Source organism: Collinsella sp. OM08-14AT (assembly GCF_003438115.1).
In the GTDB taxonomy this organism is placed as follows: Bacteria; Actinomycetota; Coriobacteriia; order Coriobacteriales; family Coriobacteriaceae; genus Collinsella.
This window is the reverse complement of the sequence record NZ_QSTE01000004.1, coordinates 15,572-33,105: the sequence shown is the minus strand read 5'-3', so window position 1 is coordinate 33,105 and position 17,534 is coordinate 15,572. Positions and strand designations below refer to the sequence as shown.

Sequence of the window (17,534 nt, the reverse complement as noted above, 5' to 3'; positions counted from 1 at the left end):
TCCTCTCCTTACTTATTAGTGCTCTCTAATCGAAGAAGTCTCCGTCGGACCCCTCGTTGTCCGCGGCCTTGCTCGGAGGCTCGACGACCTGCATCGTCGCCCTCGCCAGCTCGACGCTCTGCTTGATCGAATCTGCCGTGACCGGCTCAGCGCCGAGGAGCGCCTCGATCACGAGGCCGAGGTTCATACCGGTAACATGGACGATCCCGCGCTTCTCCGGCTCCATGAGGACGACCTTCTGGAAGACGGAGCCACCGTAGATGTCGGTGAAGATGATGGCCTCGTCCTCAGGGCCCACCGAGTCAATAAACGCCTGGATGCGAGGGGTGAAATCGGAGTCGTCCACGTAGCAGTCAACTGCTTCCACCATGTCCGCCATACCGGTCAGGATCTCGATCGAGCTCCTGATTCCGCTTGCGAGGTGACCGTGCGACGCGACAAGAACTTTCTTCATCGAGTCTCTCCTAGAGCGAATAGTGGTTGGGGTTCAGAAGCTGGATCTTGCTTGCGACGAACGCGCGCATGTCGGGGGCGGCGTCTATCAGGAGGCCAACGCCGTTGCCGTCGTTCTTGCCGGAGTTGATGTCCTTCTCGAAGGCGCGGTACATGGAGCGGAAGTACTCCGTGGCGATGTTGAACTTGCTCATGCCGAGGTTCACGGCCTCCTGGAGCTGCTCGTCGGGGATGTCGGAGCATCCGTGCATGACGAGGGGAACGTTGACGGCCTCCCTGCAGGCCTTGATGCGCTCCATGTCGAGGTTCGGGACCTTGACGTAGGGACCGTGGGCGTTGCCGACGGCGATGGCGAGCGAACCACAGCCGGTGCCCTCGACGAACTCCTCGGCGAGGTTCGGGTCGGTATAGTGGTCGCTGTTCACGAAGTCGTTGGCGTCGGAGCCGTTGCCGACGTGGCCGAGCTCGGCCTCGATGTCAACGTCGAAGATCTTGGCGACCTGGACGACGTCCTTCGTGAGCTGGAAGTTCTCCTCATAGGGAAGCGAGGAGCCGTCGACCATGACGGAGGGGAAACCGGCCTTGACGCCCTTGACGGCGATCTCGTAACCAGCGGAGTGATCCTGGTGGACGGCGACGGGCACGCTCGCGCGCTCGGCGTAATAGCGGGCTGCGAAGGCGATGATGTCGAGGGCACAGTGGTCCTCGAAGCCGGGCCAGTACTGGATGATGATAGGCATGTGCTCATCCTCGGCGGCCTGGATCGCATAACGGATGGTCTCCGTGTTGATGACGTTGATCGCGGGCACGCCATAGTGGTGCTCGGTCGCATGTTGAAGAAGCTCGTTGACCTTGATGAGAGACATCTTTGTCTTCCTTTCACTTGGATAACCATTGGATTGGACAGTTCTCAGCTCGTCAGCTGGTTGAACACGAAGAGAAGCGCGAGGCAGGCAGGCGCTTGCAAAACGCGGTGGAGCCTATGCGGCCGACTGGCCCTCAGGCTGTGGCGCTGCGCTTCGACGCCACAGTACGTACGCCACAAGAGCAACGACCGCAGCAATCGTTGAAGCGAGGGCGAAGGCCAGAAAACCCGCGTGCGTGCCGAGCGCGTCGCACGCCCAACCGCCAAACAGGTTCGCAACCACGACGGACAGACCGCTCTGAACCATCGCGAAGGCGCTCTGACCTCGAGCGCGACAATCCTCGTAAGTGTGGTTGGCAATGTAGGTAACGCAGGAGTAGTAGACGGTCATGTAACTCACGCTCTGCAGCAGCTGGCCGCAGATCATGACCGGGACGATGCCGATGCCCACGAGCACGAGCCTGAGCGCCGCCATGAAGCAGGAAAAGATCAGGAGGTTCATCTCGCCGAAGCGCCTGACCAGCTTGGAGGAAACGAGCAGGATGGGGATCTCGCTCGCAGCGGAGACCGCACTCAGGACGCCCACGAGGTTCTGACCCTCGCCAAGCTCGACCGCGTAGCGGCCCAAGAACGCCCCGATGAAGCCAATCGCGGCCGAACTGATGAAGGCGAAGACCAAGACGAAGGCGATCTCATTGCTGGTGAACAGCGAGAGGAGGCCCTTTCCGTGGGAGACCTTGGGATCGTCCGCGGCATTGGCGCGAATTCCCGCCTCGGGGAGGCGCCACATGTGAGCCGCGAAGACCACCAGCGCGGCAGAGACCACCGCGAACTGGATTTGAGGAGCCATGTCGAGCAGCCGACCGACGATCAGGACGACGATGGCATAGCCGATAGTGCCACCCATGCGAATGCGAGAAAAGTCCAGGCCAGAGCGATCCGCGAGCTCGATGACGAGGGAGTCGCTCAGGGGCAGGAGCCCCGAGAAAAACGCCGAGAACGCAAAGGTTACGAGAAGGACCGGGACGAACGTCGACGCCAGGTAATACAGCGGAGCGAGTACCGCCGCCGCAAGGCAGAGGATCACGATGACCGCGCGGCGGCGCCCGAGCTTGTCGGCGATCGTCGACCAGAGCGGCTGGATGGCGAGCGCACACACCGGGGTCGCCGCGAGGAGGATGCCGGTCTGGGCTTCGAAGTGATTCGCCATCTAGCGTGAAACGAAGTTGTGAGGCGTTGGAACAATGTTCTGTTGTTTCATCGTTTTTATGCCGTTGTTTCACGGCTCATAAGATAGCAGCTCAAGATGAGATTGTGCCGGGGAAGCACCGATTTACCGTGAACGGTAGGAAATCAGCGGTGAAACGCTATTTCACCGCTTATGAAACATTTTGCTTTATTTTCACCTCTCTTGACCTAAGATACAAAGCAAACTAGGGCCAAGGAGTAACCATGGATAAGACAGGGGATGTGCTCAGCCACATCTGCGCAGTCATGAGCAGCCTATCCCCCTCGGAGAAGGCAATCGCAACGTATGTGCTCGACCACCCGTCGGACGTCGCAACGATGACCGTCCGCGAACTCGCCGCAGAAACCGGTACGTCACCGGCGTCTGTTTCGAGGTTCGCAAGGACGCTTGACTACCGAACCTATTCGGACATGCGTCTGGCGCTCGGCATATCCATCAGCAGGGCCTCCGGCGAGGAAAAGGCCACGGGCGGCAAGGTTACTCTGGACGACGTCGAGGGCTCCATTAAGTACGTCCTGTCTCACAAGGTCAAGGAGCTCTCCCAAACCGCCTCGCTCATTGACTCCGATGACTTTTCGGCAGTCGTCAATCTGCTCCACAACGCCAACCTCGTCCTGATTGCGGGCGTCGGCAACTCGATTAGCATGGGCGTAAACGCGGCGTTCAAGCTCTCACAGGTTGGAGTCAGGGCGTTTTGCCCCAGTACCACCGATGCCATGGTCTCCGCCGCAACCAGCCTCAAGGAGAATGACATCCTGCTCGTCATTTCGACGTCCGGATACTCGAAGCGCCTCGTCAACATATTCGACTCTGCCGAGGATTCGAACACCCCCATCATCATGATCACAGACAACCCAGATACGCCGCTCGCGAAGCGTGCCACGTATATCATCCGAGCCATCTCGCGAGATCAGGCCATCACCGGAACCGAGGTCGCCTTCTCGCACAGCTCGATCAACTTCGTCATCGAGCTGCTGTTCCTCTTCCTGACCTCTTGCTGGGATGACCCGGTAGAGTTTAACAGGATCATCTCGAAGAATCTCTTGGGAGACAGGCAATACAGCTAGGACGACGCACACCGGCGCACCGACGCCCAGACCGAAACGGGAGGACCCCTTGATAAAGCTCATCCTCGCAGACATGGACGGGACCCTGCTGCCGTTTGGCTCAAGGGTCGTATCGGAGCGCACGCACAGCGCGATTCTTTCGGCGCTTGATGCGGGCATCGCGTTCGGCCCCGCAAGCGGCCGCGACTACGCCGACCTGGCCGATGCCTTTGACGGCGACGCGCGCTGTTTCTCGACCGGCATCATGGCCAACGGAAAGAAGGTCTTCTCCAGCGGCGAACTCGTGTTCAAAAAGACGCTCTCGACGGAGGCCCTCGTCAAGCTCGATAGCGCCGTACGCCCCTACGCGGGGACGTCACTCTGGCTAGTCGCCGATATCGATGAGACAGGCAAACGCTGCGAGCAGTTCCTCTGCGCCGTCGAGCCTGGCGACGAATTCGCCCTGGAAATCGTTAAGGACTCCGGAAGAGACATGGCGCTCGGAGACGTGCCCACGAACCGTGACGTCATCACCGCCGGCATCTTCGTCAACGTCAGCTCCGCCCCGACGGAAGTCGTTCGGAGTCGATGCAAGGAAGCCTGCCCAGAGCTTGATTTCCCCTCGCCCGTCCCATTCTTCCTCGATGTTGTTCCGGCTGGCTGGAGCAAAGTAAACGGACTCGACGCGCTTCTCGGCAGCCTTGGGGTCACGCTGGACGAGGTCGCTTTTATCGGAGACTCGGAAAACGACGTGACGCTCCTCGAAAAGGTGCCGAACTCCTACGCAGTCGCGGGCGCGATGCCAGAGGCGAAGGCCGCGGCCCATCACCTGATCGGGGACGCAGCCGAGGACTCCGTCGCGAAGCTCATCGAACAGATTGTCCAGCAGCGAGGCTAGGGTTCCGCCAGCGTGGCATGCGCCGCGTGCCTCGTCATCCGTTCGTGGCGCGCTACCTCGTGACGATCCAGAGCGTGGCCATCGTCGCGACGCCGATGCCTACGATGAGCGCGACCCACAAGACGCGGACCACGAGGTTCATGTCGCCCGCCACCACCATGTCGTTCGCGTGCCAGAACCAGCTCTCGTTTCCCTTGCGCATGATGCCCTCCCTTGGCCTCGATTACGCCATCTATGGCCGAGCAATCGCAGGTCACGTGCCGTGGATTTGCCCTACGCCCAGCTTTCAGTTCTGTAAGGCGGCGGGAGCCTGTGCGAGACCCCGAGTCCTGAGGCTGTTGCAATGAAAATGGGAATCAAGGAGCACGCATCAATCATATGGGTTCCTTTCTAGGATAAGGGCAAACGAAGCATCCATCATATAATGGAGCGACGCAACCAGAGAGGTCACCCATGGAATTTTACGCAAGCTGCCCCGAGGGCTTTGAGTCCGCACTCGCCGATGAGCTTAAACGCCTCGGGCTTTCGCATGTCCGCCGCCTGAAGGGCCGCGCTACATTTGAGGGCGAGCTCGAAGAAGGCTACCGCGCCTGCCTGTGGTCGCGCCTGGCCAGCCGCGTGTTTGTGGTGCTCGGGCGCTTTGGGGCACAGGATGCCGATGAGTTGTACGACAGCGTTTACGACATCGCCTGGGAGAACATCGTCCGCCCCGGCGCCACCATCGCCATTACCGCCCGCGGCGTGACCGAGCAGCTGCGCAACACGCGCTTCTCGGCCCTGCGTGCCAAAGACGCGCTGTGCGACCGCCTGGCCGAGACCACGGGACGTCGCGCCGATGTCGATGCCGCCGACCCCGATGTTCACCTACTGCTTTCGCTGCGCCAGCGCCGCGCGAGCATAAGCCTAGACCTTTCGGGCGACCCGCTGTTCAAACGCCTGCCGCCCGCCGCGACTCGTGCCGGCGAGGGCGCACACGTGTTGCGCCCCGACTACGCCGCCCTGGTGCTGGCGCAGGTCGGCTGGACCGCACTATGCGAGCGCGAGCTGACGGCCGACGATTACGAGAACGAAGCCCTTCCCACGCTGATCGATGCCTCGTGCGCCGGCGGCGGTCTGCTGCTGGAGGCCGTGAACATTCTGACCGACCGCGCCCCGGGCGTCGCACGCGAGCGCTGGGGCTTTGAGGGCTGGCAGCTGCACGATGCCGCCCTGTGGGAGCAGCTGCTTGCCGAGGCGCGCGGGCGCGAGGCGGCAGCGCGCGAGCGCCAGGCGCGCATCGTGGCCGTGGATGTTGACCCCGCCGCCCGCAAGACCGCTGAGCGCATGGTCAAGTGTGCCGGCTACAAGCGCTTTGTCGATTTTTGCGCCGCCAAGTCCGCCACCGTACTGGACCACGCGGGCGCTGTCGCCGGCGCCGCCGTGGTCGCGGATACGACCGAGACACCGCTTTCGCTCATGCATGACACCATGACGCTCATCGGCGAGTTGCGCTGCGCGCCCGAGCTTGCCGCGGCGCCGGTCGCCGCGCTCACCCGCGACGGATTGCTGGCCCGCGCGCTCCACACCGAGCCCGAGCGCTCGATCGCCGTCATGCCCAACAACGAAGAGGCGACCGTCGAAGTCTGGCCTTCGCTCGACCACGCCGCCGCAGCGTTTGAGGCTGCGACCAGTGCGGATGCCGAGGCCGAGGCTGCGGATGCCAACGAAGTCAACGATGAAGCCGCCGTTTCCGCCATGCCCGAGCCTGCCGCCATGCTCGACCTGGGCGACGGCAAGCCACTGCCCGTGCTCATCCCCGAGTCCGAGCAGTTCGCCAACCGCCTGCGCAAGAATGCCCGTCTGCGCCGCAAGTGGGCCAGGCGCGAGGGCGTGAGCTGCTACCGCGTCTACGATGCCGACCTGCCCGACTACTCCGCCGCTATCGACCTGTACGAGGGTTGCCCGCAGACGCCGGGCCGCTGGCTCGTCATCGCCGAATACGCCGCGCCCAAGACCATCGACCCCGCACTGGCCCAGGCCCGTATGCTCGACATTCTGGCCATCGCGCCGCGCATCCTAGATGTTCCCGCCGAGCATGTGCACGCCAAGGCCCGCATGCGTTCGCGCGGCGGCTCGCAGTACGGCAAGCAGGGCGCCGGCAAGGGCGGCTCGGGCGAGCGCGCCAATATCGCGCGTCGTCGCCTGCCGCTCATCGAAGAGGGCGGCCTCACCTTTGCCGTCAACTTTGGCGACTACCTGGACGTCGGCATCTTCTTGGACCACCGCGTCACCCGCAACCTGGTGCGCGAGCACGCCAAGCAGGCGCGCCGCTTCCTCAATCTGTTTGCCTACACCGGCACTGCCACCTGCTACGCGGCCGATGGCGGCGTCGAGGAGACCGTGACGGTCGACCTCTCCAATACCTATCTGGACTGGGCCGAGCGCAACATGCGCCAGAACGGCTTTGTGGGGCCTCAGCATCATTTTGTGCGCGACGACGTGCTTGCCTGGATTCGCAACCAGCGCCAGACGCGCAACCGCTGGGACCTGATCTTTGTCGACCCGCCCACGTTCTCGAACTCCTCCAAGATGGGCCGCCGCACCTGGGATGTCCAGCGCGACCATGTTGAGCTGTTAGCCGGCGTATCGCGCCTGCTCGCGCAGGGCGGCCATGCCATCTTTAGCTGCAACCTGCGCGGCTTCCGCCCCGAAACGCGCAAGCTCGCGCGCGTGGGCGTGGTGCTGGAGGACATTACGGCGCAGACCATCCCCGAGGACTTCGCGCGCAACCAGAAGGTGCACCACTGCTACATCGTGCGCCGCCTGCCCATCGAGGACGCCATGGCCGAGGTCGGCTTTAGCGCCGAGGAAATTGCCGAGCGCGTCGAGGAGCTGCGCAACCCCGAAGCCCGCAAGCCTCGCGCAACGGCGCCCGCGCACGCGCAGGCAGGCGACCGGGAGCCGCGCGGCAACGGCAAGCCTGACTCCGCCGGCAAGCCCAAAAAGAAGAAGTTCTACGCCAGCAAGCCCAAGGGCAAATAACAAAGTTGCGGTGGAATACGGACTGTTTTGCCTGGAATTAGGCAAATTTAGACCGTATTTCACCGCAACTCATATTGGGATGGTGGTTGGCGATCTAGCCTTGGATGACCAATCGGTAGCCGATGCCCACATGCGTCTGGATATAGCGCGGATGCGCGGGGTCGGACTCGATTTTCTTGCGCAGCGTGCCCATAAAGACGCGCAGGCTCGCCAGGTCGCTCTTGGTCGCCGTGCCCCAAATCTCGTGCAGGATAAACTGGTGCGTCAACACCTTGTCGGCGTTGTGCGCCAGCAGACACAGGAGCTTGTACTCGATCGGCGTCAGGTGCAGTTCCTCGCCATCCATCATGGCGATGCCGGCATCAAAATCGATATGCAACTCGCCGGTATCGAACGAGCCCTCGGAGGCAACGCCGCCCGTTTGCGCATACGAAAGGCGCCTGAGCGTCGTGCGAATGCGCGCGAGCAGTTCCTCGACCGAAAACGGCTTGGTCAGGTAGTCGTCGGCACCGGCATCGAGCGCGCGGATTTTGTCCGCATCCTCGCTGCGCGCCGAAACCACGATAATCGGCATGCCCGACCATGCGCGCACCGACTCCACCACCTTGACGCCGTCCATATCGGGCAGGCCCAGATCGAGCAGCACAATGCTCGGCGCCTGCGATGAGGCGGCGGCGATGGCGGCATGGGCGGTCTCCACAGCCATATGGCGCAAGCCGTGCGCCTCGAGCGCGGCAACAATAAGATTGCGAACGGCGGGGTCGTCCTCAACGACCAAGATGAGCGGTTTTACGGCAGAGTTCGGCACAGCGCTACTCCTTATCAAACGAAACGTCGGCGGCGGGAAGTTCAATCGTAAAGACCGAACCGTGCGGGTCCGCCGCGGCAACCTCTATGCTACCGCCATGTGCCAACGCAATGGAACGGCAGAGCGAAAGACCCAGGCCAACGCTGCGGTGGCTGTCGGCCAGACCATGGTTGGCGGTATAGAACGACTCGAAGATCCGCTCGCGATCCTCGGGTGCGATGCCCGGACCATCATCGGCCACCGAGCACGCCACGCGTCCATCGTCGACGCTAATCGAAATCATGATATGCGAGCCCGCGGGCGTATAGGTGATGGCGTTGTTCACCAGATTGACCACCAGCTGCACCATCAGGCGTGCATCGACGTTGACGAGCGCCGGCTCATCGCACGCCACCACCTTAAGGTCGTGCTCGCGCACGGCAGGGTTCACGTGGCGCAGCGCCTCCTCGACGATATCGTCCATGAGCTCGAGCGTGATCGACAGGCGCATACCGCCACCCTCGAGCTTGGTGATGGCGAGCAGATTCTCGACGGTGGCGTTGAGCCACAGCGCATCCGAGCGAATGGATAGAAGCAGGCCGCGGCGCGTCTGGGCATCGAGCACCGCGGTGCCGGTCGAGCCCTGATCGAGCAGCACGTCGGCATTACCCGAAATACTGGTAAGCGGCGTGCGCAGATCATGCGAGATGGAGCGCAGCAGGTTGGCGCGCAGCTGTTCGTTTTTGGCGAGCACCGCCGCTTCCTCGCGGGCCTCCATGGCGCGGGCGCGGTCGAGCGCCAGCTCGCCTTCGCTCACGATGGCATCGGCAAGCGTCCGCTCCTCATGCGTCAGCACGTCGGGCTCGGCAACGATAGCCAGCACGCCCACCACCGAGGCGGGGTCGCCCGAACGGACGAAGCCGTCGCCCGTGCGAACCGTCAGGTAGATGCCATAAAACGCCGAGCCGCCATAGGTGGCATCGAGCGGCGTTCCCACATAGGCGGACGCCGAGAGCCGCGGCGGCATCTGCGGCGCCAGTTCATGCACCGGCGCGGCATCGCCCACGGCCGTGTATGTCGCACACGGCAGCAGGTCATCGCCCTCGGCGTCGGCGCTGTACCACACGACCGGACAGCCCGAAAGACGCGCCAGCTGCGTTGCCATGGCATGGACAATCTGCTGCTGATCGGCGCACCGCTGCAGCATGCGGTTGGTCTCGAGCACCATATGCGTACGGCGGTCGCTAGCGGCAGCCTGTGCCAAGGCGCGGCGCAGGGCCAACGCAATCGAGCTCGACACAAGCGAGACCACAAACATGATGAAGAACATGCCGGGATAGACACGGTCGATAAACGACAGCGAGTAGCGCGGGCCGACAAACAAGAAGTTGTAGAGCGCCACGGCGGCAGCCGAGCTCAGCAAGCAATACAGGCGACTCCAGGTAAAGAATGCGCACAGCTGAACGGCGAACACATAGACGATCATGATGCTCGGCGCGAGCCCCGGATGGTCGAGCAGCGCGCCCACAATCGTCGCCGCGGCTAGCAGCCCCGCCGATACGCAGGCGTCATACAGAGGGCTGCGACGCGTCAGCGTTGTACGCCGCCACCAAAAGTTCTCGGCAATATCGCCGTCCGCACGGACGTCCATCAGCGCCCCGCCCCTCTCTCAAAAACAAAAACCACCACAAAGGTGACTGGCACCTTTGCGGTGGTGGCCTCCTTGTGGTGGTTTCAAGTGTATAGCCTTTGCAGCCTGCGGTCGCTAGACAAACAGCAGACGTCGACTACGGACGCTCGTCGGGAGCCAGGCGCTGCATCTTGCTCACGGCCTTAAACTTGGTGAACAGCGGCACGTACTCAAAGCTCACGTTGGAGTTCTCCAGGCCGTACCAGCGCGCAGGCGTGCCGGCGGCGCGGCGGATGATGTACTTGAGCGTGATGGCCGTACGCTCGCTGGGCTCCACGTCGCTTTCGGGCGCCAGCAGCTTGCGGATCATGACGAACTTAAACGTACCGATGTTGCCCGGGTCCTTGTAGACCGAGTAGTCATGCGTCTGCGCCGGCAGCTCGCCGCTGGCAGCCAGGTCCTGAACAACCTGGCGCAGGTAAGCATTGACGCGCTGGTTGATCTTATAGCCCAGGTACAGATGCACGCGGAATACGTAGTCGGTGCCGAACGTCTCGACCGAGTAGGCAAAGGTATGCGGCTCCTCCATGGTCTCGACATTCACGAACCACCAGGCGCGAGCGCGCTTGGGGTGCTTATCCAAAATCGAGTAGACGATATCGCGGTCGATATAGTCGGTGTTGGTGTCCTTGGTCAGGTACACGATGTTGTCGCTCATGAGCTCGTAGCGATCGTCGTCGCGCAGGCGTTTGAGCTGCGGCAGGTAGCTGCGCAGCGGCAGCAGCGTAAACTGGCGCTGCTCAACAGCCGTACCGTTGTACCAGCACACCATGATGCCCATGATGAGCGCGGCCATGAGGATGGTGAAATAGCCGCCGTGGAAGAACTTGGTGAGTGAGCTCACGAAGAAGAAGCCTTCGAGCAAAAGGAAGAAAGCCGCGAAGATCCACGGAGCAACCTTGAGCTTGCGCTCCTCGTGCAGGTAGAAGAAGAGCAGCAGCGTGGTGCACATCATAGTCAGCGTAATGGCAAGGCCGTAGGCGGCTTCCATATGCGCCGAGTTCTGGAACAGCAGCACCACGATGACGCAGCCGACAAGCATGACGTTGTTGACCATGGGGATGTAGAGCTGGCCCTTGGTCTCGGCAGGATAGAAGACCTGCATATGCGGCATGAGGTCCAGGCGGCTGGCCTCGGACACCAGCGAGAATGCGCCAGTGATGAGCGCCTGCGAGGCGATGATGGCCGCGACGGTGGAAAGGCCGACGGCAAAGGGGCGCAGACCCGGGGCGAGCATCTGGTAGAAGGGGTTGAGGTCGGCGATACCCATGAGCTCCGGGTTGCCGGCGTTGTTGATAAGCCACGCGCCCTGGCCCATGTAGGACAGCAGCAGGCAGCACTTAACGAACGGCCAGGTGGCGTAGATGTTGCCGCGGCCCACATGGCCCATGTCGGAGTAGAGCGCCTCGGCACCGGTGGTGGCAAGGAAGCAGCTGCCCAGAATCATGATGCCCGCGTGGTTGTTGGGGCTCAGCAGAAAAGCGATGCCACGCAACGGGTTGAGGCACAGCAGCACCGCGGGATACTGGCAGACAAAGAACAGGCCCGTGCCGCCCAGGAACAAAAACCACAGCGTCATGATGGGGCCGAAGGCGTGACCGATCTTGGCCGTGCCGATGCGCTGCACCAAGAAGAGCGCGATGATGATGGCAAGCGTGATGGCGACGACACGACCCTGGTCGTCACCGAGCACGGCATGGACCGCCGGGATGGTGCGCAGGCCCTCGATGGCCGTGGTGACGGTAACGGCAGGCGTCAGGATGCCGTCGGCGAGGAGCGCCGCGCCGCCCAGCATGGCGGGGATGATGAGCCACTTGCCGCAGCGCTTGACCAGGCTGTACAGGGCAAAGATGCCGCCCTCGCCGTGGTTGTCGGCACGCAGCGAGATCAGCACGTACTTGACGGTCGTCAGCAACGTGACCGTCCACACGACAAGGGAGAGCGCGCCGAGCACGAACTCCTGCGTGACGCTTCCGATGCCGCCGTTGCCAGCAACGAGCGCCTTGGTTACATACATGGGGCTGGTGCCGATATCGCCATACACCACGCCCAGCGTGACGAGCATCGCCGAGATGCTCACAGGAATCGCAGCGTGCGAGGCTACTTCCTTTGCCTTTTGTTCCATAAGCCGGTTTCCTCCCAATTTTAACGTTCGACGGGATTATAGGTAATCAGCCCATATTTTAATGGCACCGTTTTCCCAGCTAGATAAACATTTATGCGGCCTTTAGGCCACCGCGGCGATATGGAATGTGACAAAGGGACGCCCCTTTGTCACATTCGTCATTTTCCGAGCCAGTTTTTGAACCACCACTCCATGGAGCGGCTCATCTCGGTCATAAAGGGACTGGTGTGCTTGCGTGTGTAGATATCCACCACGCGCTCGCCCACCTCGCGGGCGTGCGGGCGAAACATCGCGTCCATCTCGGCCACCTGCGCATCCAAGGTCGCGGCGTCGGCGCGACAATAACGCTCCTCATGCACCAGGTTCACCACGGGATGCGCGATCGCCGGGCGCTCCTTGCGGGGCGTGCCGATGATGAGCATCGACAGCGGCATGGTATAGGGAGGCAAGTCCAGCAGCGCGGCGACTTCCTCGGCGTTCTCGACGACATCGCCGATATAGCAGCTCCCCAGCCCCAGGGCCTCGGCGGCAACCACGGCGTTTTGAGCGGCGATCATGGCATCCTGTGCCGCGATGGCAAAGTCGCCCAGGCCCGGCGCACGACGGGGCGACTTGCCCGTGCGCTCGACAAACTCGGGCTCAAAGCAACCCACATGCTCAAACAGATCGATCCACTTGGCATAGTCGACTACAAATATGAGTGCCCAGGGCGCCTTGGCGATCATGGGCTGATGATCGCACAGGTCGGCCAGGCGGTCCAATGTGGCCTGCTCACGAATGCTCACGATGGAATACATCATCATGGCGCCTGCCGACGGCGCACGGCTCGCCGCATGCAGAATCGCCGCCCGCTGTTCGTCGGTCACCGCCACGGGACGGTCATCGTCATCACGCGCGAAGGCACGCGTAGACGAGCGATGCTCCAAGATGTCCAGCACCGCGTTGCCCGTAGTCTCGACCGGATAGCCGTATGTATCCACGACCGCAGCTCCGTCGCTGCCCATGTCCGCCTTGCAAACCTGCTCGCTCATCGCCCTACCCTCGCCATTTCTTTAAGAAGCCTTTACGTTTCCGTGTAATTCCCGTCCATTATCGCGCAGGTCGCCGCTACATTGCGCAACACCGCCACGCACGCGCGTTATTATGGCTGGTTGTTGTGCGCAGTCACCAAATGCAGCGCATATCTTGGTAACAATCGGGTAAACCCCCGCTTTCGTAGGTTTTAGTTTGTGAGGAGTCTCAGCATGTTCGCTGCCGCCATCTCGCTCGTCGGTCTTGCGGCGACCGTCTACCTTGTCTTGCGCGAGGCCAAGGCCATTCGCGCTCAGTCGGGCACCGTTGCCAAAAGCGCTCTTGGATGGAGCGTCGCCTTCGGCCTGTTCCAGCTCTTTTTGACCGTCTGGGGCGCCATTGGCCTCGTCGCCCAAAACGAGCCGCTCGCCTTTGTGATGCTCATCCTGACCAACGCCATCCTCACCGGCTGCGCTTGGGCCAGCATCGCCCGCGACCGTATCGCCCCGCGCGTCTTTGCGTTTGCCGCGCCCGATGCCCCCGCCCTCACCGGCAAGCTCGCCCGCCTGCGCGGCGCCTTTGTGGGCAAACCGCTCGTCGCCGCCGTCTTGTGCCTACTGCTCGCCGGCGTCTTTGCGCTGCTGGGCATGGAGGTCTCGTCCAACCACGACTTTACCTGGATCTACCCCCTGTGCATTCTGCTCGAATGGGCCATTATCACCGTGCTCATGGTCGGCTTGTTCTTCCTATTCCAGCGCCACGGCGCAGCTCCCGCGGTCCTGGCCTTCGCCCTCTTTGTCCTGGGCATTGCCGAGTTTTTCGTCATCACGTTTAAATCCATGCCCATCCAGCCGGGCGACCTTTCGGCCATCTCCACCGCCGCCGCGGTCGCCGGCAACGGCTACACCTTCTCGATCTCGCTGTTCTGCGTGCTGTCCATGGGCTTTACCGCCATCGCCATGCTGCTGTGCGAGTACGCCGGCCTGGTGGCACCGCACCGTCAGAAGGGTGCCGCCAACGCCAAGCGCATGCTGCTCACCAACCTGCTCGTGGCAGTGCTGTGCCTGGGCGGCGTAACCGCGCATGTCACGCTCATCGACTACTACAACACCCTCGGCATCACCGTCTACACCTGGCGCCCGCTCGAGAGCTACTGGCGCGAGGGCTACCTGCCCGCTTTCATTAGCGCAGCGCAGTCCATCAAGCCGCCCAAACCCGCCGACTACTCCGTCGACGATGCCAAGGCCACGCTCAAAAAGTACGCCAAGGCCTACGACAAGTCCGACGCGGCCAAGAGCGACGAGCGCGCCGCCGCAAAGGAGCAGTTCGACAGCGAGAAGCCCACGGTCATCGCCATCATGAACGAGACCTTCTCGGATCTGTCAATCTACCAGAACATGCGCGCCGGCTACGAGGGCCCGCAGTACTTTAAGAGCCTGTCCAACTGCCTCAGCCGTGGCAAGCTCTACGTGAGCGCCTACGGCGGCGGTACCGCCAATACCGAGTTTGAGTTTATGACCGGCAACTCCATGGCCAACCTGGGCTCGGGCGTGTACCCCTACACCATCTACAACATGGAAACGACCGGGAACCTGGCAGAGCAGTTCAAGTCGCTCGGATATTCCACCACGGCCATGCACCCCAACCACGCGACCAACTGGAACCGCGAGAACGTCTACAAGGACTTTGGCTTTGACCAGTTCCTGTCCATCAACGACTTCCAGGGTGCCGACACCCTGCGCGGCATGGTGACCGACCAGGCGACATACGACAAGATTCTTGAGCTGCTCGACCAGAACGCCGACCCGCAGTTCATCTTCGACGTGACCATGCAGAACCACTCGGGCTACGACACGGGCCTGCTGCCGGTCGACAAGCAGATGCACCTGAACATCGACACGACCGACCTGGATGCCAAGACCGTCGAGGATGGCACGCTGTCCGATGTCGACGAGTATGTCTCGTGCATCGAGCAGTCCGATCAGGCGCTGCGCTACTTCCTCAACGCCCTGAGCAAGCTCGACCGTAAGGTGGTCGTGGTGTTCTGGGGCGACCATCAGCCGTTCTTCCCGTCCAAGTTCAACGATAAGTGGTTTACCGGCGAGGACGACGCCACCCACCAGGAACGCTTGTGGCAGACCGACTACATCATCTGGGCTAACTACGACGTTGCCGGTTGCGACCAGACGAGTGAGGTCGACGACCTGTCCACCAACTATCTGTCCACCCAGCTGATGCAGCTGATCGGCGCACCGCTGACCGACTACCAGAAGGCGCATATGACATTGCGCGAGTCGCTGCCCGCCATCAACTCCGTCGGCTACGAGGACGCCAGCCTGCGCTGGGCGCTCTCCTCCAACGTCACCGGTGATGACGCCGTCGCCGCTGCTGCCACCAAGGCGCGCGAGGATTACGCCAAGATGCAGTATTACGAAATGTTCCGCGACGGCAAGAACGTCTACACCGAGCACTTCCAGACCGAGGCCAACGAAACCGACCCTAACTTGGCACCGGGTACGACCAAGATCAAATAGCGGCTAGCTGCGAGTTCATAACTGAAACGTCTGTCCGGGCGGAGGCATATAAGGTTCCCTGCTCGGACAGTCCTGCGCAAGACGAAGGCCACATTAAGTGGCCTTCTTTGTATTCGGAAAGTGTGTCCCGGAATCTGCCTTCGGAATGGGACGCAGTTTCCGCTTGAGGGCCTGTTGGGAAAGCGCATCCCACTTCAAGAGTAAATTCCGGGTCGCACTTTCCGCTAAGGCTCTCAACCGGAAAGTGCATCCCATTCCAAGCCTTAATTCCGGGACATAGTTTCCGGACAAGACATCAACCGGAAAGTGGGGACCACTCTGAGCGCCGATTCTGGGACACACTTTCCGAAACACCGCCCATCCGGAAAGCCCGTCCCACTCCGAATACATCCAGGCATAAAATCATCAGCTTATTAGGCCTTCTATCAATAAAGAGACACCCTCCCGAGCGGCGGGCTCGAAGTTCATCGCGAGTTCCGCACGCAAAGAAGGCCACTTAATGTGGCCTTCGTCTTGCGCAGGACTGTAGAGCAGGGAACTTCGTGCCAGCCGCCCGGGAGGGCGTTGCGTTTAGAAGATGGACCTAGTACTTATCCCTCCGGGACAAAAGTAGCGCGGCTATAAAAGCGATGCTGGCAAGAGTTAGCAAAACTAAAAGCAACGTGAGCGTGTTGTCGCCCGTTGCCGCCAGACCAAGCAAGCCGGGCTTCTTGCTGTCAGCAGACTGCACGGGAATCTTCTCGCCATAGTCCTCGGCGGTAATCTCCCAGCGAATGGTCTTGTTTGCGTCGGCAAGCTCGTTGCCCACCGACGTCGGAACGCTTAGCTGCAGATTAAGCACCGTGCTGTCATCGCTCGTAAACGTGGCGATTTGCGTGGGATAGGCGAACACGCTGCCCGGTGTTCCTGTCTGGAGCCAACCTGCAGAGGCATCGCCCACAGTCGCCGTTAAGGTGATGGGCGATAGCAGATGTGCCGTCTCGTGATCGACAACAGCCCGCACAAACACACGTACCTGGGACTTTACACCCGTGGTACGAACCCCAATCTGTTGCTCGCGTACATCGCCGGGCATTAGATCTTTAAAGGCTGGAAACAGATCGGGCTCCCCCGAGGAGTCCGTCGCTCCCGATACCGTTAGCTGGCGTGCATTTCCGTCATAGGCAATCGTGGGAACGTCAGCAAACGCACGTGCAGGAACGGCAAGCGCGATAAGGCAGACGATTGCCGCCATCACGCAGCGCAAGGAACACACAACGTCTTTACGAATCGGAGAAGCCATACCTACGCACCTCCATGCGGCGGCACCAGCACGCCATCCTTGACTGTACAGCCCCATGCCTCTGCAACTGCATCGTCGGGCGTGGATTGAATTGCTTGGGTCGAAATGTCAACGACCAGGTTCTTCCCATCTGCCTTCTGCTCAGTCACGCTCTTGATGAGCACATCGGTTTTGCCCATCGGAGCAACGGGAGACGTCCAGTAGTAGTACCCGTCGGACGCGACAACCCAAGACGAGGCGGTGTTGGAAGCAGATGCCTTGGACACACTGCCCCAGTCAATGACGTAGTCGGTGCCGGCAACTGGCTCATCCCACAGGCGTGCGCCATCCTGGTCCTGCCAGTAGATATCCACTGCAGCACGAATATAGGCGGGCGCAGTACCCGTGTTCTTCGCCTTGACATCGCTTTTCACTTTGCCGTTGAGCGTTTCCTGAACCGATGGCGTCACCGATCCGATGCCGAACTGGTTGACCAGCACGCCCGTAACCGAAAGCCAGGCCAACGTGCCTGCCGTACCGGCCAGGAGGATAACCCCCACCAGCAAGGCGATGATGCGCTTGCGCTTGGACATG

At 61.6% G+C, this 17,534-nt stretch carries 14 protein-coding genes; 4 read left to right on the top strand and 10 right to left on the bottom strand.

All coding sequences use genetic code 11. The features are described 5' to 3' along the window. Positions 1–25: 25 nt before the first annotated feature. From DXC18_RS03545 to DXC18_RS03535, 3 genes are all read right to left on the bottom strand, one after another. Positions 26–454: a PTS sugar transporter subunit IIA gene (locus DXC18_RS03545; RefSeq protein ID WP_055251942.1), complete on the bottom strand. Its 429-nt coding sequence runs from the start codon at positions 452–454 to the stop codon at positions 26–28. Positions 455–464: 10 nt separating this feature from the next. Further along, positions 465–1,319: a class II fructose-bisphosphate aldolase gene (locus DXC18_RS03540; protein ID WP_117716354.1), complete on the bottom strand. Its 855-nt coding sequence runs from the start codon at positions 1,317–1,319 to the stop codon at positions 465–467. Between the two features lie 114 nt (positions 1,320–1,433). After that, positions 1,434–2,528 (bottom strand): MFS transporter, encoded by a 1,095-nt coding sequence (locus DXC18_RS03535; RefSeq protein WP_117716353.1) that lies wholly within the window; start codon positions 2,526–2,528, stop codon positions 1,434–1,436. Between the two features lie 242 nt (positions 2,529–2,770). Here DXC18_RS03535 and DXC18_RS03530 point away from each other — a divergent pair, with 242 nt between their 5' ends. Both DXC18_RS03530 and DXC18_RS03525 read left to right on the top strand, forming a co-directional pair. Beyond that, positions 2,771–3,634 carry a MurR/RpiR family transcriptional regulator gene (locus DXC18_RS03530; RefSeq protein ID WP_117716352.1) on the top strand — a complete coding sequence of 288 codons (864 nt, stop codon included), beginning with the start codon at positions 2,771–2,773 and terminating at the stop codon, positions 3,632–3,634. A 49-nt stretch (positions 3,635–3,683) separates the two neighbouring features. After that, positions 3,684–4,511 carry an HAD hydrolase family protein gene (locus DXC18_RS03525; RefSeq protein ID WP_117716351.1) on the top strand — a complete coding sequence of 276 codons (828 nt, stop codon included), beginning with the start codon at positions 3,684–3,686 and terminating at the stop codon, positions 4,509–4,511. A 52-nt stretch (positions 4,512–4,563) separates the two neighbouring features. Here DXC18_RS03525 and DXC18_RS10415 read toward each other — a convergent pair whose 3' ends face one another. Next, positions 4,564–4,713 carry a hypothetical protein gene (locus tag DXC18_RS10415; protein ID WP_158551958.1) on the bottom strand — a complete coding sequence of 50 codons (150 nt, stop codon included), beginning with the start codon at positions 4,711–4,713 and terminating at the stop codon, positions 4,564–4,566. Positions 4,714–4,964: 251 nt separating this feature from the next. Here DXC18_RS10415 and rlmKL point away from each other — a divergent pair, with 251 nt between their 5' ends. After that, positions 4,965–7,532, top strand: coding sequence for a bifunctional 23S rRNA (guanine(2069)-N(7))-methyltransferase RlmK/23S rRNA (guanine(2445)-N(2))-methyltransferase RlmL (gene rlmKL, locus DXC18_RS03520; RefSeq protein WP_117716350.1), 2,568 nt, complete (start codon positions 4,965–4,967; stop codon positions 7,530–7,532). 94 nt (positions 7,533–7,626) lie between these two features. Here rlmKL and DXC18_RS03515 read toward each other — a convergent pair whose 3' ends face one another. The 4 genes from DXC18_RS03515 to DXC18_RS03500 form a co-directional block, all read right to left on the bottom strand. Further along, positions 7,627–8,340, bottom strand: coding sequence for a response regulator (locus tag DXC18_RS03515; RefSeq protein ID WP_117716349.1), 714 nt, complete (start codon positions 8,338–8,340; stop codon positions 7,627–7,629). A gap of 4 nt (positions 8,341–8,344) precedes the next feature. Further along, on the bottom strand, positions 8,345–9,970 hold the full coding sequence (locus tag DXC18_RS03510; RefSeq protein ID WP_117716348.1) for an ATP-binding protein: 1,626 nt from the start codon (positions 9,968–9,970) through the stop codon (positions 8,345–8,347). Between the two features lie 136 nt (positions 9,971–10,106). Continuing rightward, entirely contained in the window at positions 10,107–12,134 is a 2,028-nt protein-coding gene (locus DXC18_RS03505) for a KUP/HAK/KT family potassium transporter (RefSeq protein ID WP_117716347.1), read from the bottom strand. A 158-nt stretch (positions 12,135–12,292) separates the two neighbouring features. Further along, on the bottom strand, positions 12,293–13,165 hold the full coding sequence (locus DXC18_RS03500) for a nitroreductase family protein (protein WP_117716346.1): 873 nt from the start codon (positions 13,163–13,165) through the stop codon (positions 12,293–12,295). Positions 13,166–13,378: 213 nt separating this feature from the next. On the opposite strand from DXC18_RS03500, the gene DXC18_RS03495 reads away from it, so the two are divergent. Next, positions 13,379–15,679: an LTA synthase family protein gene (locus tag DXC18_RS03495; protein ID WP_117629825.1), complete on the top strand. Its 2,301-nt coding sequence runs from the start codon at positions 13,379–13,381 to the stop codon at positions 15,677–15,679. A gap of 583 nt (positions 15,680–16,262) precedes the next feature. On the opposite strand, the gene DXC18_RS03490 is transcribed toward DXC18_RS03495, so the two are convergent. Together DXC18_RS03490 and DXC18_RS03485 are read right to left on the bottom strand one after the other, a co-directional pair. Continuing rightward, complete coding sequence (locus tag DXC18_RS03490) at positions 16,263–16,961, bottom strand: hypothetical protein (RefSeq protein ID WP_117716345.1); 699 nt, start codon at positions 16,959–16,961, stop codon at positions 16,263–16,265. Between the two features lie 2 nt (positions 16,962–16,963). After that, positions 16,964–17,533, bottom strand: a complete 570-nt coding sequence (locus DXC18_RS03485; protein WP_117582958.1) for a hypothetical protein — start codon at positions 17,531–17,533, stop codon at positions 16,964–16,966. Position 17,534: the final 1 nt, after the last annotated feature.